At 64.7% G+C, this 16,800-nt stretch carries 10 protein-coding genes and 1 pseudogene; 8 read left to right on the top strand and 3 right to left on the bottom strand.

Annotated features, from left to right (window positions below; all coding sequences use genetic code 11):
• Both DK261_RS27635 and DK261_RS27630 read left to right on the top strand, forming a co-directional pair.
• Window positions 1-4,541: pseudogene (locus tag DK261_RS27635) on the top strand (LapA family giant adhesin); the annotation flags it as partial.
• Between the two features lie 152 nt (window positions 4,542-4,693).
• Window positions 4,694-5,032 (top strand): hypothetical protein, encoded by a 339-nt coding sequence (locus DK261_RS27630; RefSeq protein ID WP_009046323.1) that lies wholly within the window; start codon window positions 4,694-4,696, stop codon window positions 5,030-5,032.
• A 40-nt stretch (window positions 5,033-5,072) separates the two neighbouring features.
• On the opposite strand, the gene lapD is transcribed toward DK261_RS27630, so the two are convergent.
• A complete protein-coding gene (lapD, locus tag DK261_RS27625) occupies window positions 5,073-7,019 on the bottom strand; it encodes a cyclic di-GMP receptor LapD (RefSeq protein WP_009046322.1) in 1,947 nt (648 codons plus the stop codon).
• A 14-nt stretch (window positions 7,020-7,033) separates the two neighbouring features.
• Complete coding sequence (lapG, locus tag DK261_RS27620; RefSeq protein WP_016705099.1) at window positions 7,034-7,723, bottom strand: cysteine protease LapG; 690 nt, start codon at window positions 7,721-7,723, stop codon at window positions 7,034-7,036.
• A gap of 278 nt (window positions 7,724-8,001) precedes the next feature.
• On the opposite strand from lapG, the gene DK261_RS27615 reads away from it, so the two are divergent.
• The 6 genes from DK261_RS27615 (at window position 8,002) to DK261_RS27590 (ending at window position 15,847) form a co-directional block, all read left to right on the top strand.
• Window positions 8,002-8,694 (top strand): GntR family transcriptional regulator, encoded by a 693-nt coding sequence (locus DK261_RS27615; protein WP_009046320.1) that lies wholly within the window; start codon window positions 8,002-8,004, stop codon window positions 8,692-8,694.
• 72 nt (window positions 8,695-8,766) lie between these two features.
• Complete coding sequence (locus DK261_RS27610) at window positions 8,767-9,522, top strand: thioesterase II family protein (RefSeq protein ID WP_041989201.1); 756 nt, start codon at window positions 8,767-8,769, stop codon at window positions 9,520-9,522.
• Between the two features lie 687 nt (window positions 9,523-10,209).
• A complete protein-coding gene (locus DK261_RS27605; protein WP_009046318.1) occupies window positions 10,210-10,986 on the top strand; it encodes a DUF3050 domain-containing protein in 777 nt (258 codons plus the stop codon).
• A complete protein-coding gene (locus DK261_RS27600) occupies window positions 10,983-11,912 on the top strand; it encodes a diiron oxygenase (RefSeq protein WP_009046317.1) in 930 nt (309 codons plus the stop codon). Before DK261_RS27605 ends, DK261_RS27600 begins: the two co-directional genes overlap by 4 nt.
• A gap of 15 nt (window positions 11,913-11,927) precedes the next feature.
• Entirely contained in the window at window positions 11,928-15,359 is a 3,432-nt protein-coding gene (locus DK261_RS27595) for a non-ribosomal peptide synthetase (RefSeq protein WP_110177041.1), read from the top strand.
• Window positions 15,360-15,382: 23 nt separating this feature from the next.
• Window positions 15,383-15,847, top strand: a complete 465-nt coding sequence (locus tag DK261_RS27590; protein WP_041989197.1) for an SRPBCC family protein — start codon at window positions 15,383-15,385, stop codon at window positions 15,845-15,847.
• Window positions 15,848-16,002: 155 nt separating this feature from the next.
• On the opposite strand, the gene DK261_RS33995 is transcribed toward DK261_RS27590, so the two are convergent.
• Window positions 16,003-16,788, bottom strand: a complete 786-nt coding sequence (locus DK261_RS33995) for a methyl-accepting chemotaxis protein (protein ID WP_370686837.1) — start codon at window positions 16,786-16,788, stop codon at window positions 16,003-16,005.
• Between the last annotated feature and the right edge of the window lie 12 nt (window positions 16,789-16,800).

The following is a 16,800-nucleotide window of genomic DNA, read 5'->3' as shown; positions in this document are numbered from 1 at the left end:
CGGGCACTCCGGTGACCGTGACCCTGAGCAACGGCGCAGTGATCACCATCGCCGCCGGCGCTACCACTGGCACCGTAACCGTGGCCGCTCCTGCCGACGACGTCTACAAAGACGCCGGCACCGTGCAAGCCACGATCCAGACCGCCACCGGCGGCAACTTCGAGAACCTGGTACCAAGCACCGCACCGGCTGTGACCAACGTCACCGACACCATCGACACTTCGACCGTCAGCCTCACCGCGACCTCGAATGTGGCCGAAGGCGGTACCGTGGTTTACACCGCATCGGTCACCGCTCCGGTCACCGGCTCACCAGTCGTGGTCACCCTGTCCAACGGCCAGACCATCACCATTCCGGTCGGTGCCAGCAGCGGTACTGTGAACTTCGTAGCGCCTAACGATGCCCTGGCGGGCGGCAGCTCGCTGAGCACCACCATCACCAACGCCACCGGCGGCAACTACGAAAAACTGGCGGTCGACAGCAAGCCTGCCGACACCACCGTGACCGACACCCCGGACACCACCAACCTGACCCTCAGCGCCACCAGCACCGTGGCCGAAGGCGGTTCGATCGTCTACACCGCGACCCTGACCAACGCCGCCGGCACGGCCATGACCGTGACCCTGAGCAACGGCGCGGTGATCAATATCGCGGCCGGTGCCACCACCGGCACCGTGACCGTGGCCGCGCCGAGCGACGATGTGTACATCGACGCCGGCAACGTCAGCGCCAGTATCGCCAGCACCACCGGTGGCAATTTCGAGAACCTGGTGCCAAGCACCACGCCGGCCGTGACCAGCGTCACCGACACCATCAACACCACCACCGTGAGCATCAACGGCAGCACCTCGGTCACCGAAGGCCAGGCCGCAACCTACACCGTCAGCCTGACCAGCCCGGCGCAAACCGAGGTCACCCTGAAGATCAGCTACAGCGGCACCGCCGCCGACGGCTCGGACTTCACCGGCGTGTACACCGTGAAGATCCCGGCCGGCGCCAGCAGCGCCAGCTTCAACGTCGCCACCCTCGACGACAAGATCACCGAGGGCACGGAAAACTTCGTGGTCAAGATCGACTCGGCCACCGGTGGCAACTTCGAGAACCTGGTGGTCAGCGGCACCAACGGCAGCGTCACCACCTCGATCATCGACAACGATGCGCCACCGGTCCTCGACCTGGATGCCAACAACTCCAGCGGCGCCACCGGGGCCGACTACAAGGTGACCTTCACCGAAAACACCCCGGGCGCGGGCGTGTCGATCGCCGACACCGACCTGAGCATCACCGACCCGGACAGCACGATGCTGACCGGCGCCACCATCGTGCTGACCAACCGTCAGCCGGGCGATGAGCTGAACCTGGGCAACAGCGTCAACGGCATCACCATCAATGCCAACAGCCAGGCGGGCACCATCACCCTGACCCTGTCCGGCAATGCGACGCTGGCCGACTACATGCAGCAGATCAAGAACATCACCTTCACCAACAGCAGTGAGGACCCGAGCACCACGCCGCGGACCATCACCGTGACCGTGACCGATGGCAGCAATTACTCCAACACGGCTACCACCACGGTCAACGTGGTGGCGGTGAACGACGCGCCAGTGGCCACCGGCGGCGCCGTGACCGGCACCGAAGACACCGCCCTGACCCTGACCTGGGCCACCTTCGGCGTCAGCGACGTCGACAGCCCCGCGACCAGCCTCGGGGTGAAAATCACCCAGCTGCCGGGCGACGGCAAGCTGCAGTACCTCGACGGCTCGACCTGGAAGGACGTGGCCACCAACCAGACCTTCAGCAAGGCCGATATCGACGCCGGCAAGCTGCGCTTCACCCCGGATGCCAACGAATCGGGTGTCGACGGCTACAACGGCAGCGGTGTGGGCAACCAGCAGGCCGACTACGCGCAGATCAAGTTCCAGCCAACCGACGGCCAGGCCCTGGGCAACACCGGCACCGTGAAGATCGACATCACCCCGGTGGCCGATGCGCCGACCCTGGGCGTGGCGAGCAACAGCGTGAACTCCATCGGCCTGCTCAAGGAGTCCTGGACCAGCCTCAACGGCCTGGGCACCAACGGCAACGGCATCACCGGCGACACGCTCAAAGCGGTCTTCGACAGGTCCGGCAACCCGACCAGCAGTTCGGTGGTGACCAACGCCCAGTCCGATGCCAGCGTGACCGGCGGCAGCGGCTCGAAAACCTCCGGCCTGATCTACCTGGAAGCCGGCAAGACCTACAGCTTCAGCGGGGTCGGCGACGACAGCCTGCTGATCACCATCGGCGGCAAGAACGTGGCCACCGCGACCTGGGGGGCCGGCGGCAGCATCAGCGGTTCGTTCACCCCGACCACCAGCGGCTACTACACCCTGGACATCTACCACGCCAACCAGAGCGGTCCGGGCAGCTATGACGTCAACCTCTCGGTCAATGGCAGCACGCCGGTCGACCTGAGCAACGCCAACATCCCGATCTACCCGAGCGAAACCGCGCTGAACAATGCCGGCGTCACCCTTTCCGAGCTGCACGGCAGCAACGGCGAGGGCTACTACGACGGCTACAAGCTCAACGAAGGTGCCGAGGGTGGCAGCGTCAAGCTGTCGAAGATCACCACCGCCCTGACCGATACCGACGGCTCGGAAAGCCTGAGCGTGAAGATCGGCGGTATTCCGGCAGGTTCGGTGCTCAGCGATGGCGCCGGCCATACCTTCACCGCCAGCGCCAGCGTCGGCGAGGTCAATGTCACCGGCTGGAACCTGGGTACGCTGACGATCACCCCGCCGTCGCACTACAACGGCTCGTTCAACCTGACCGTAACCTCGACCTCCACCGAGTCCCTGGGCGGTTCGGCCAGCAGCACGGCGCAGATCCCGGTCACGGTGTACCCGGCGACCTACAGCGCCAGCGTCGCCACGGCGGGCGATGACAACTTCGTCGGCACCGAGGGCAACGACATCATGGTCGCCGACGTCGCCGGCCTGAACGTGGTGCAGGGCAAGAACTACAACATCGCGTTCATGGTCGACAGCTCGGGCAGCATGAGCGATGCCTCGCTCTCCGCCGCCAAGAACTCGCTGACTACGGTGTTCAACACCCTGAAGAACAGCCTGGGCAGCAGCACCTCGGGCACCGTGAACATCTTCCTGGCGGACTTCGATACCCAGGTCAACAAGCAGATCTCGGTGAACCTCAACGATCCGAACGCCCTGACCCTGCTCAAGTCGGTCCTGGACTCCATGGCGTCCGGCGGCGGCACCAACTACGAGGACGTGTTCAAGACCACGGCCAACTTCTTCCAGAGCAGCGCGGCCACCAGCAATACCAACGCCACCAACCTGACGTACTTCATTACCGACGGCAAACCGACGTTCTACCAGGCCGGCGAGCAGACCAACCCGACGCTGTACTGGGGAGGGGCGAAGCTCGACGACGTCGTCACCACGTCCAACTACAAACTGGGGGACACTTTCTCCAAACAACTGGACAGCACCCATGTACTGCAAATCAACAGTGATGGCGCCGTCACGCTGCAAACCTATAACAGCTGGTGGAATAGTTGGTCTGCCTCCAACCTGGGCACCCTGCACGCCCAGGGCGACGGCACCTACGAGCTGTCCTACCAGACCGGACCGGGTTCCTACACCGACAGCGCCACCATCAACAACTCCAACAGCGGCTTCGCCCTGCTGAGCAACCTGTCGCAGGTGGAAGCGATCGGCCTGAACAACGACGTCAGCCTCAACGACCTGAAGCCGTACGACACCGACAGCACCCCGCAGACCAACATCGACCCGTCGAACCTGGCCAACGCGATTCTCGGTCATACCGAAGCGACCATGCCGGGCGCCGACACGGTCAATGGCGGCAACGGCAACGACATCCTGTTCGGCGACCTGGTGAGCTTCAATGGCATCGCCGGCGAGGGCTACCAGGCCATGCAGGCCTTCGTGGCACAGAAGACCGGCGTGGCCGCGAGCAGCGTCACCACCAGCAACGTGCACCAGTACATCACCGAGCACTACACCGAGTTCGATGTCTCCGGTGCCCATGACGGCAATGACACGCTGCTGGGCGGCGCCGGCAACGACATCATCTTCGGCCAGGGCGGCAACGACCTGCTCGACGGCGGCAAGGGCAACGACATCCTGCTGGGCGGTACCGGCAACGACACGCTGATCGGTGGCGCGGGCAATGACATCCTGATCGGCGGCTCGGGTGCCGACACCTTCGTCTGGAAGGCTGGCGATACCGGCAACGATGTGATCAAGGACTTCAAGGCCAGCGAAGGCGACCGTATCGACCTGCGGGACCTGTTGCAGGGCGAGAGCGCCAGCACCATCGACAACTTCCTGAAGATCACCACGGTGGACGGTACCTCGACCCTGCAGGTCAGTTCCGAAGGCAAGCTCAACGCGGCTGGCGGCATCGCCAACGCGGACGTGACGATCAAGCTGGAGGGCAACAACTGGTCCAACACCAACATCAACTCGCTGATCGCCGGTAGCGACCCGACCATCAAGATCGATCACAACAACAGCTGATCCACGGTGGGAAGAACCGGCCACCCGCCCTGGGTGGCCGGTTCTTCCCACCGTGACGATTTTGCCGCCACGTCGCATACTCGCGACCAAAGCGCGCCGTTGGCCTATGCTGCTGACAGCATGATGCCGGACCATATCTAGAGGGATTCCCCATGTTCTACGTGCAACGCGATGCACAGGGCCAGCTGGTTCGCGTGGAGGCCACGCCTTACGCCGAGGCCACGGAAACACTGCCGGCCGACCACAGTGAGATCCAGCAGTGGTTCGCCAACGAGGTGGTGGAAGTCAGCCTGAAACAACTCAAGCAGAGCGACCTGGAAATGATCCGGGTACTCGACGACTTGATTCAGGTGCTGACCAGCAAGGGTGTGATCCGCGTTACCGACCTGCCACCGGCGGCCCAGGCCAAGCTGATGGACCGGACCCAGGCGCGTGAAGCGCTGGGCGGCCTGAGCCATCTGATCAACGACGACGAAACCGGCCTGATCTGATCCGTCGCCGGCGGCTGGCCGGCGCTCTTCGTGCAGCGCCTCAGCGCCAGGGCGCGGGCTCGCCGAACAGGCGGCCCTGGACACCGTACAGGCCCATCTCGCGAATCACCTGCAATTCCCCTTCGGTTTCCACGCGCTCGGCAATCAGCGGCAGGTCGATGCTGTGGGCGGCGCGCTGGATGGCTTCGATAAACAGGCGCTTGTCGCTTTCCCGGTCGATGTCGCGGATGTAGCTGCCGTCGATCTTCAGGTAGGCCAGGCCCAGGCGCGCCAGGTTGCCGATCATACTGAAGCGCCCGCCGAAACGCTGCAGGCTCAGGGAGAAGCCCAGCTCGCGCAGGCGCCGGGTCAGCTGTTCCAGCAGCGCCTGTTCAGGCAACTGCTCTTCGCCGATCTCCAGGGTCAGGCGCGGCCCCAGGCTGGAGTGCTGGCGCAGGATCTCGAACACCTTGTTCAAGGCCTGCGGATCGGCCAGGGTCGCGGCCGACAGGTTCAGCGCCAGCGAGTCCTGATGCGCGGTCATTTGCTTGAGTACCTGTTCGAGCATCAGCAGGTCCAGGCGCGAGGTCCAGCCAAAACGCTCCAGCCACGGCAGGAAGCGCCCGGCGGCGATGGTCTGGCCCTGCTCGTCGAGCAAGCGCGACAGCACCTTGTAGTGCAGCACCAGCGCGGTATCGCGGGTCGCGACCACCGGTTGGAAGTACAGCTCGAACCGCTGCTGGCTCAAGGCCCCGTCCAGCAGGGTGTGCCAGGCGTGATGGTCGTCGCCGACGCTGGCCGCCGCGCCATGCTCCAGGCAGGCCCAGCTCGTATCGCCCTGGGCTTCGGCCTGGGCCAGGGCCTGGTCGCCCAGGCTCAGCACCGCCTGCGGCGAGTCGCCATGAACGAAGGGCGCCAGGCCGATGGAGGCCACGGACGCCACATCGGTGGCGCCAGTGGCATGCAGGCTGGCCAAGGCATTTTCCAGGTTCTGCGCCAGCTGCAGGGCCTCCTCGCGTACCAGCCCCGGCGCCAGCACGGCAAATTCGCCGCCGCGGATGCGGGTCACCAGGTTGTGGGTTTCCGGGTAGCGCGCGCACTCACGCTGCAATTGTTCGCCCACCGCCTGCAACAGCTGGTCGGTGCGCTGCCCGCCCAGGCGCTGGTTCAGGCCGGCCAGGTCCTTGACCCGCAGCAACAGCAGGTAGCCGGAACTGGCCTGCTCCGGGTTGCTCACCCGGGCGTTGAGCTGCATCTCGAAATAACGGCGGTTGGCCAGGCCGGTCAGGTTGTCCTGGTAGGACTCGACCCGCAGTTTTTCGCTGCGCTCGGCCTGTTCCTGGAACAGCGCCTTGAGCTTCTCGACCATCTGGTTCATCGCCTGCACCACGCGGCGCAGTTCCGGCGTACGCGGCAGCTCGGGCAGGCTGAGGAATTCGCGGCGGGCAATGGCGTGGGATTGCTGCACCATGTAATCCAGTGGCTTGAGTTGGCGCCGCAGCAGCAAGGCCCCCAGCACCGCGCTCACGGCCCCGCACAGCAGCAGCCAGCCGAGACTGCCCAGGGCGCTTTGCCAGAGCTTGGCGACGGCGAACATCGGGTGGCTGACCACCTCGACCCGCGCCGCCTGTTGCCAGCCACGGCTGACCAGAGCGTCGCCGCCGGCCGGCTCCAGGCCGATCAGCTTGACGAACCAGTCCGGCACGTTGCTGACCTCGGGTGTGCCGCTGCGCTCGACCATGACCTCTTCGGTGACCTGGTTGACCACGCGGATGCTCGAGTAATAGCCGCTGTCGAAAATCGAGCTGACCAGCAGCTCGACCATCGCCGGGTCGTCGATGTTCGGGGTCAGGGACAAGGCCAGCGCCGTGGCCGCGTCCTGGGCATGGGAGCGCAGCTGGTTGACGTACTGGGTGCGCGAACTTTCCAGGCTGACCATGAAGCTGCCGCTGAAGGCGACCACCAGGAACAGACAGATTGCGATCAACAGTTGTTTGAACAAAGACATCTGAGCTCGTGCTCCTAGTGAGTCGTCTCGACCGGAAAACCTTCGGCCTGCATTTTCTTCAACACGTCCTGCCACCGGGACAGGCGCTTGGTGTCACCGACTTTCTTGCTGCCCTTGCCGGGCAGCCACAGGCCCTCGGCATTGAAGGAGTACACCGGCAGCAGGTCGGTACGCTGGCTGGCCGGCTGGATGGCGTCGATCAGGCTGTCGAGGACCAACGGCATGGCTTCCGGGGTTGAATAGTAGGTCAACACCATGTGCGCGCGATTCTGGCGCAAGGCCTTGACGTAGGTGATGCGCAGCTTGTCACTGGAAACGCCGAGGTGACGCAGGCTGAAATACTTGGCGATCGCATAGTCCTCGCAATCGCCGGCGCCCTTCCACAGGGCCTCGACCGGGGTTTCCCAATAATCCACCTGATGCCACAGGTCGATGTCTTCCACGTAGCGCATGTTCTTGTTGAAGAACAGGTTGACCACCTTGAGCTGTTCCATCTCGCTGGCCTGGTTCTGGGTCGCCAGCAACTGCTGCCAGGCGTCGATGCGCTTCTGCCCTTCGCCCAGCGGCCCGTACAGCGCCGTGGCGCGGCGGCTGATCTGGGAAAAGTCCCAATCGGCCTGCAGGCCGCCCAGCAGCAAGCCGGCCAGCAGCAGCGCCGAAAACAGCCAGCGCAGGGTCCGAGAAAGAGCTAAACGTGCCGCCAATGCGAAGAGTCCATGGGAGCTGTCGTGGGTCGAAGGATGGTGCAGGCTGGTCCGCCAAAAGACAATGGCACCTTACAATCACAGCCCCTCTGGAGACGCTAAGCTGAAAGCAGGCACCTGTTCGTTTATCGGCCAGTGCTTGAGCGGCAGGAGGGCTGCCCCGAGAATCAGCGCCGGCAACATTCATGACAGGGCTCAGGCGGCTGGTTTGACAAGCTGCAGGGCGCTATCTAGCGTCCATTGGATCCAAATCCCATAGAAAACAGGATAGCGTTAACGTGACAGAAAAACCGAGACCCTTGAGCAAGATCGCAGTCAGCGGGCCGATCCCCGCCCACCTCGCGCGCTCGGTGATCGAGGAAACCCTGCGCGCGGCGATTCTCGACGGCCGCCTGCCCAGCGGCACGGCGCTGCGCCAGCAGGACCTGGCCGACCTCTTCGGCGTCAGCCGCATGCCGGTGCGCGAGGCCTTGCGCCAGCTCGAAGCGCAATCGCTGTTGCACGTGGTGCCGCACAAAGGCGCGGTGGTCGCCGAACTGATCGGCTATGACGCGGTGGAAACCTACGGCCTGCGCCTGCTGCTGGAACTGGAGGCGCTGCGCCTGTCGATCCCGCTGCTCGACGCCGAGGACATCGCCCAGGCCCGCAGCTACATCGCGCAGCTGGAAAGCGAGACCGACCACGCCGAAATCGGCCGGCTCAATCGCCTGTTCCACATGTCGCTGTACCACCGGGCGCCGAACCAGAAGCTGCTGCGCCTGATCGAGCTCGAATTGAACGAGGAAGAACGCTTCCTGCGCTTCCATCTATCCTCCATGGGCCTGGGCAAGCTGACCCAGGACGACCACAACGCCATGACCGACGCCGCCGAGGCCAAGGACATCGAGCGGGCGGTGGAGGTACTGCGGGGCCATCTGGAAAAGGCCGCGAAGACCATTCGCGACTACCTCGAACGGTCCGCCGAAAGCTGACAGCGGTAACGGCGGCATGACGCGGCCCCCCTGCAACACTCAATGACCGGCACACCGGCTTAAGGAAAAGCAGTGCACGCGCGCAATGACAAATGGCTGATAGTGCTCAACTCCGGCGAGCCGGCGAAAACCCGGCTGATCTGCTTTCCGCAGACCGGCGCGGACCCGGAACAGCTGCGCAACTGGTCCACGGGGCTGGCCGGGCACATCGAACTGGTGCTGGTACGGCTGCCCGGCCACGGCAGTCGCCAGGCCGAAACCCCGCTCGACGACTGGCCGCGGCTGCTGGCCGATACCTTCTCCGCCCTGCGCCCACTGCTGGCCAAGCCCCACGCCCTGTTTGGCCATGGCCTGGGCGGGATGCTGGCCTACGAAACCGCCAAGCATGCCCAGGCGCACTATCCCGGCCAGACCCGCCACCTGTTCATTTCCGCCTGCCGCAGCCCCGACTACCCATCGCCCCGGCCGTTGCTGCACATGCTGCCCACGGCGCCCTTCCAGGAAGCCATGCTGTCGCTGGGCGCCGCGCCGATCGAAATGCCCCGCGACCAGGCCAGCCGGAACCAGTACGAGACGCTGCTGCGCGCCGACCTGAAGCTGTTCGAATCCTGGCGCGATCTGTCGAGCGGCAACCTCGACATTCCCCTCACCGCCTTCTATGGCAGCGAGGATCCGCTGGCTCCCGCCAGCAACATGGCCAACTGGCGAGAGTTCACCCACCGTGAATTCGAGCTGATCGAGGTGGCCGGCAATCACTTCTTCATCAAGTCCCAGCGCCAGCGTCTGCTGCAGATCATCAACATCCACCTGGGCCTGCTCGGCGAATAATTCGCCGTCTTCCTCCGCTCCTGCCCTCACTGGCCCGCCGACGATGGCTCAGCCGTCGATTTGGGCCCACTCTTGCTGTCGCCGACTGAAAAAGGGACGTGAGCGGCACGCAGGCTTGTCCGCACACGTCGATCTGCAGACCCACGCAAGGAGCCCAGCGACTGGAGGGCATGACCGGGATCGGCTCCCGCATGCCTTCTCCCAGATATTCAACGACTTCAATTCAGCGCTTCGAAGTTTGCTTCGAGTGAGGCATTCACTCAGCGTTAAAAATTCTGACTTATATAAGCCGGAAGGGGCAACTTCATCTCAACAAAACTTGAACAAGAAGTTTTGCAGCAACTTGTCGCGCGATAAAAATACACGTTAGAAAAGTATTATAAAAACAACTTGCCCGATACTTTCCCCTGTATTAGCTTTTTCTCCGTCGAGGTTTAAACAACGTCGACACACTCGGTTATGAACACCTGGCAAGCCTCGGTTTTATTGGCTCTTGAAAACCTATAAAGCCAAGGCAGCGGCTCTTTAACGGATAGGCCGGCCAGCACTATAGAACTTTCCAGATTATCAACTCAGGTTTGAGGCCCCTGCTCGCCCGCAACAAATAAGCACTGGTTAAAACACCTATACGAGCCGCAACTAATCGGCCAACAAAACACACTTGAACATCTCAGACAGGTAGCCTAAATGAACGCCAGCAAAGAACTTCTCGACGCCAGGAAAGCCACACTCGGCGCCCATCCCATTTTTACCGAAATCAACACACTTGCCGTTCTTCAACGCTTTATGCAGACCCATGTTTTTGCCGTATGGGACTTCATGTCGCTGACCAAGCGCCTGCAACAGGAACTGACCTGCGTACGCCTGCCCTGGCTACCACCGCAGGACCCCCGCGCCGCGCGGCTGATCAACGAGATCGTGCTCGGCGAAGAGTCCGACGATCGTCCCGGGCAAGGCCATTACAGCCATTTCGAGCTGTACCTGGATGCCATGCGCGAGGTCGGCGCCGCCACCCGGGTGGTGGAACGCTTCGTCGCGCTGCAGCAGGAAGGCGTGAGTTTCGACACCGCCCTGCAAAGCGTCGACGCCGATCCGGCCGCCAGCGCCTTTGTCCGCCAGACCGTGCACACCGCCGTGCAGGCGCCGGCCCATTGCGTGGCGGCGGCCTTTCTCCATGGCCGGGAAAGCGTCATCCCGCAGATGTTCCAGCGCATCCTCGACGACTGGGGCATCGGTATCGAGCAGGCGCCGACCTTTCGCTACTACCTGCAACGCCATATCGAGGTCGATTCCGACGACCACGGCCCGGCCGCGGAACAGCTGCTAGAGCGGCTGGTGGCTGGCGACCCGCAACGCCAGCAGGAGGTGTACGCCGCGGCCATCGCCGCGGTGGACAGCCGCATCGCCCTGTGGGACGGGCTGCGCCTGAGCATGGCCGAATCGCCGATCGGGGTGAGCGCATGAACGCCCTCGACTACCAGTCCTTCGCCGACACCTGGGAAGAGCGCGCGACCATCCGTACCCGCCCGCGGCGCATGCTCGAGGACGACGACAAGCTGATCTACCCCCTGAGCCGCCAGCCGCTGGTGCACAGCCAGGGCTTCCTCGAGCACTGCGCCCACCTGCGGGATTTCGTGCTGGTGCAAAGCCTCTACAAATTCATCAACGACGTGGTGATCTTCGAGACTGAGCTGGTGGACAAGACCGCCCGCAATATCGCCAAGAATCGCTTCGCCATCGCCTTTCCCTTCGCCTGTCGCTACGACGCCATGACCGTGGTGGTGGACGAGGACTACCACGCACTGGTGGCGATGGACTTCATGCAGCAGACCATCGCCATGAGCGGCATCGAGCCCATCGAGCTGCCCCGGGAAATCGAACTCAGCCGGGCCATCCCCGCGGCCCTGCAGCGGGCGCCCGAACACCTGCGCGACGCGGTGGAACTGATCTGCGTGGCCATCGCCGAGAACACCGTGACCAACGATGTCGCCGCCTTCGCCAAGGACGACACGGTCAAGCCGTCGATCAAGGGCCTGATGGCCGACCACCTGCTAGACGAAGGCCGGCACTCGGGGTTCTGGTCGCGCCTGGTGCGCATCTATTGGCACGGCGCCAGCGACGCCGACCGCGCGGAGATCGCCCGGGTGCTGCCGGTGTTCATCGCCCAGTACCTGACCAATGACATCCAGAAGGACTTCGACGTGCGGCTGATCGAGCAACTGCCCGTCGCCGCCCCGATCAAGCAGGCGCTGCGCGAGGAGGCAGCCGCCCTGGCCTACCCGATCAACCGCCATCACCCCCTGATCGCCAACATCCTGCGCTTCTTCCGCAGCAGTTCGATGCTGGATTCGGCCTGCGTCCAGGACGCACTGGCCGACTACCTGCCCTAACGGAGGGACCCGAGCATGAGACGCCTCGACATTGTATTGACGGGCCGCAGTCAGGCCCTGAACGAACTGGCCATGGAGCTGGAGCGCCACGGCCATCTGGTGCGGCGGCTGGACTCGCCGCAAGCCATCGCCAACGCCGAAGGGCTGCGGCCCCATCTGCTGATCGACGATGGCAGCCTGGGTGCTTCACCCATCCTCGCGGCGGACACCGCGCGCCTGGAACTGCGCATCGCCCTGATCGCCCAAGCGGCTTGCGGGCTGCCACAGGTGCGCCTGTTCCACCGCCACGGCGCCCGGCTGATCGAGCAGGCGACCCTGCCGCCGGAAGCCAGCGGCAACGGTCAGGCCCTGCGTAGCGGTGCCATCGCCAGGCTGGTGGCCAGCACCGCGCGGCTGGTCAGCGGCTTTTCCCGCGGCGCCGCGTTTTTCCACCAGCTCGCCACCCTGGATGAGCCCAGCGAACCGCTGCTGGGCCTGGAGCGCCTGGACTCGCTGGCCTTCGAGCACCGGCACAACCAGCAGCCGGCACCGGCCTTGCTGCGGGAGATGCAGGTGCCGATCGCCCAGCGCATCGACCAGAGCCTGCTGGCCTTCGCCCAGCGCCCGGCCTTGAACATCCAGGGCATCGACTACAGCTACCAGACCCTGCACCGCCTGAGCCGCCACCTGCAGCGGCAGATGCTCCAACACCTGCCCGCCAACCCTGGCCAACCGCCGGTGATCGGCCTGTGCCTGCCCAAGTCGGCGGTGCTCTATGCCGCCATTCTCGCCACCCTCGGCTGTGGCGCGGTGTACCTGCCGCTGGACCCGGAGCACCCGGCGCAACGGCGGCGCTACATTCTCGATAATGCCGGTGCGGTCCTGCTGCTGCACGACGGCTGCGAAGACCTGGGCGACCTCGACCTGGCGCAACTCGATGTACGCACCCTGCTGCATGACGATGCCGAGGACGCTCTCCCGCTGCTACGCCAGGCACCACCGCCAGAGGCGCCCTGCGTGGCGATCTACACCTCGGGCACCACCGGCCAGCCCAAGGGCGTATTGCTCAGCCAGGGCAATCTCAGCCACTTCTGCGCCTGGTACATCGGCCATGTCGAGCTGGAGCAAAACAGTCGGGTGCTGCAGTTCTCCACCATCAACTTCGACGCCTCGCTGCTGGATATCCTGCCCACCTTCCTCTGTGGCGCGCTGTTGGTGGTCCCCGATCAGGACCAGCGGCGCGACCCACAGCAACTGCTGGCCCTGCTCCAGCGCCAGCGGGTCAGCCATGCCTTCCTGCCGCCCGCGCTGCTGAGCATCCTGCCCCTGGAGCAGCCGCTGGGCCTGGAGCATCTGGTGACCGGCGGCGACGTCTGCGAACCCTTCGTCATCCAGCGCCTGGCCGGCCAGTGCGCGCTGCACAACATCTACGGCCCGACGGAAACCACGGTGCTGGCCACCACCCGCCGCCTGCGGGTCGGCGACAACCCGCGCAACCTCGGCCTGCCCATCGCCAACAGCCAGGTGCTGATCCTCGACGAACAGCTGCAACCAGTGCCCGAGCGTACCCCCGGCGAGCTGTACCTGGTCGGGCCGGGGGTCGGCCTCGGCTACCTGAACAACCCGGCGCTGAGCGCCGAACGCTACCTGACCCTGGACCTGCCGGACGGGCGCCGACTGCGGGTCTATCGCACCGGGGACATCGGCCAGTGGACCGACAACGGCATCGAGATCTGCGGGCGGCGGGACAATCAGGTGAAGATCCGCGGGTTCCGGGTCGAGCCGGAAGAGATCGAACACTGCCTGCGCGACGGCCAGCTGTTTCGTCAGGTGGCGGTGGTGATCGACGAGCAGCGGCGGATCCTCGCCTACCTGGCCCAGCCAAATGCCGACGACGCGCTGCAAACCCTGCGCGAACAGGTACGCCAGCGCTTGCCGGACTACATGCGGCCCAGCGCCTACATCGAACTGCCGAGCATGCCCTACACCGCCAACGGCAAGGTCGACCGCCGCGCCCTGCTGGCCCTGCCGCGTACCCCGGGCCGCAACCGCCAGCGACGCCTGCCGCAAAACGCCAACGAACAGCGCCTGCTGCAGCTGTGGGCCGAGCTGCTGGAACTGCCGGCCGAGGACATCGGCACCGACGACAGCTTCTTCAACCTCGGCGGCCACTCGATCCTGCTGTCGCGCCTGCTGCTGGCGATTCGCGAACAGTTCGGCCGCGGCCTGTCGATCAACCGCTTTATCGAGGCGCCGACCCTGAGCAACCTGGCGACCCTGATCGACGGCGCCGCTGACGACGGCCCGGACGCGGCCCTCGACCAGGTGTTCGCCGATGCCCATGCCGAACTCGACCTGCAAGTGCTGCCCATCAGCCAGCTGGGCGACGTGCACAAGGTGCTGGTCACCGGCGCCAACAGCTTTCTCGGCGTGCACATAGTCGAGGCGCTGCTGGAATGGGGCGCCAGCGAGGTGGCGTGCCTGGTGCGGGAAACGCCTACGCAATCGGCCGCCGAACGTTTCGCCCAGGCCCTGCGCGACAACCGCCTGGAGCATCTGGACCTGAGCCGGGTGCGGGTGCATGCCGCCGATATCAGCCAGCCACGGCTGGGGCTGACGGCAGAGGTGTACGAGCGCATCGACCGCGAGTACGGCGCGCTGGTGCACAACGCCGCCAACGTCAATCACGTGCTGGATTACCCGGCGCTGGCACGCGACAACGTCGAACCGCTGTTCGAGTGCCTGCGCCTGTGCGAAGGGCGCAGCAAGAAGGTCTTCAACTTCGTCTCGACCCTGTCCGCCTCCAGCAGCGTCGACGCCCAGGGCCGGGTGCTGGAACAGCCGCCCGCGGCCACCCCGCCGATCTACATCCGCAACGGCTACAACCTGTCCAAGTGGGTCGGCGAGCGGATCCTGCAACGGGCTCGCGAACAGGGGGTGTGGGTCAATCTCTATCGCCCGGGCAACATCAGTTTCAACAGCCAGACCGGGGTCTGCCAGCCCCACCGGAACCGCCTGATGCTGATGCTCAAGGGCTCGCTGCAACTGGGCCAGGTGCCGCAGCTGGCGATGAACTTCGACCTGATGCCGGTGGACTTCCTCGCCCGCTTCATCGCCTTCCACGCCAGCCGTTATCAGCCGGCCCACGCGGTGTTCAACCTGCACAACCCGCAGCCTTTGAGCTGGGAGGCCTATGTCGCCTCGTTCCGCGAGGCCGGGCGCGAGTTCCGCATGGTCAGCGTCGCCGACTGGCAGCGCCAGCTGGGCCGGGTCGACCGCGACAACGCGCTGTTCGGCGTCCTCGGCTTCTACCTCAATGGCTTCGAGGAAGACATCGGCGACATCTCGCTGATCGGCCACGCCAACGCCGAGGCCGGGGTGCGACGCATGGGCGCCGACTACCCGGCCAAGGACCCGGCGCTGCTGCGCAAGGGCTGCCAGTACCTGAAAGACATCCGCTTTATCTGAACCCACCCACGCTGGAGAACAGCATGAAAAACCTGCAACCCGACACCCTGATCAAGAACCCGAACGCCTGCGAGGTCCTGTCCACCGTGGACATCGGCGCCGATGCCCAAAGCGTCTGGGCCATCGTCGGCAACTTCGCCGGCTTCCCGGCCTTCATTCCCGCGCTGTCGCACATCGAGATGACCGGCGAGGGCGTGCGCTCGGTGCGCAAGAAGTTCTTCCACGACGGCAACATCGTCATCGAACAACTCAACTCACGGGACGACCAGGCGCTGTACATGACCTGGAGCCTGATCTACGACACCCTGGGCATCGGCAACCTGTGGGCGGCCATGAGCGTCGAGGCCCTGCCCGGCGAACGGGCGCGCGCCACCTGGCGCATCGTCGCCGACCCGGCCGAAGGCGGTGCCGAGGTCGCGGCCTTCCAGAAGTTCCTGCAGGGGTTTGCCGATGAGGCAATGGGGAATGTGCGGAGGATGTTCAAGTAAGGCGCTGAAACGCCTGCGCGGGTGCGGGCGCTATCGCGAGCAAGCTCGCTCCTACAGAGGGATCGTGGCTTTCTGTAGGAGCGAGCTTGCTCGCGAAAAAACCAAACGCGATGCGGTCAGGTAGACCGCATCGCGTTTTTTATGTCGCTCGCCGATCAGATCTTGAAGCTGTCCACCAGTTGCTTCAGGCGGTTGGCCTGCAGCGACAGGGCGTCGCAATCCTTCAGGGTTTCGTTGAGGTTGGCCACGCCCTGCTGGTTCAGCAGGTTGATCTGGCTGATGTCGACGTTGAGGGTTTCCACCACAGCGGTCTGCTCTTCGGTGGCGGCGGCCACCGACTGGTTCATGCCGTCGATCTCGGTGATGCGCTGGGTCACGCTGACCAGCCGCGCACCGGCCTGGTTGGCCACTTCAACGCTCTCTTCGCTGGACGCCTGGCTGGCGTTCATGGTCGATACCGCTTCGCGGGAGCCGATCTGCAGCGAGGTGATCATCTTGTGGATCTCCTCGGCCGATTCCTGGGTGCGATGGGCCAGGTTGCGGACCTCGTCGGCCACCACCGCGAAACCGCGACCGGCCTCACCGGCGCGCGCCGCTTCGATGGCCGCGTTGAGCGCCAGCAGGTTGGTCTGCTGGGAGATGCCTTTGATCACATCGAGGATGTGGCCGATGTTGTCGGTGCTGGCGTTCAGGGTTTCGATCTGGGTGCAGGACAGGCTGATCTTCTGCGACAGCTCGGTCATGGCCAGGATGGTTTGCTCCACCACCTGGCGGCCATCGTCGGCCTGCTCGCTGGCGCCGCTGGCGTGCTGCGACGCATCGGCGGCGTTACGGGCGATTTCCTGGGTGGCGGCGCCCAGCTGGTTGATCGCCGCGGCCACGCTGTTGGTGCGCGCGCTTTGCTCGTCGGAACCGATGATCGAAGCGTTGGACGACGCCATCACACGCTGGGA

It is taken from the genome of Pseudomonas sp. RW409 (assembly GCF_003184125.1).
Lineage (GTDB): Bacteria > Pseudomonadota > Gammaproteobacteria > Pseudomonadales > Pseudomonadaceae > Aquipseudomonas > Aquipseudomonas chlororaphis_I.
This window is presented reverse-complemented; position numbering and strand designations above follow the sequence as displayed.

Bases quoted from the DNA above. Each gene is read 5' to 3' on its own strand.
- DK261_RS27630 (WP_009046323.1), top strand. From the start codon at position 4,694: ATGTTCTACGTGCAACGCGATGCACAGGGCCAGCTGGTTCGCGTGGAG.
- lapD (WP_009046322.1), bottom strand. From the start codon at position 7,019: ATGTCTTTGTTCAAACAACTGTTGATCGCAATCTGTCTGTTCCTGGTG.
- DK261_RS27605 (WP_009046318.1), top strand. From the start codon at position 10,210: ATGAACGCCAGCAAAGAACTTCTCGACGCCAGGAAAGCCACACTCGGC.
- DK261_RS27600 (WP_009046317.1), top strand. From the start codon at position 10,983: ATGAACGCCCTCGACTACCAGTCCTTCGCCGACACCTGGGAAGAGCGC.
- DK261_RS27595 (WP_110177041.1), top strand. From the start codon at position 11,928: ATGAGACGCCTCGACATTGTATTGACGGGCCGCAGTCAGGCCCTGAAC.
- DK261_RS27590 (WP_041989197.1), top strand. From the start codon at position 15,383: ATGAAAAACCTGCAACCCGACACCCTGATCAAGAACCCGAACGCCTGC.
- DK261_RS33995 (WP_370686837.1), bottom strand. From the start codon at position 16,788: ATGGCGTCGTCCAACGCTTCGATCATCGGTTCCGACGAGCAAAGCGCG.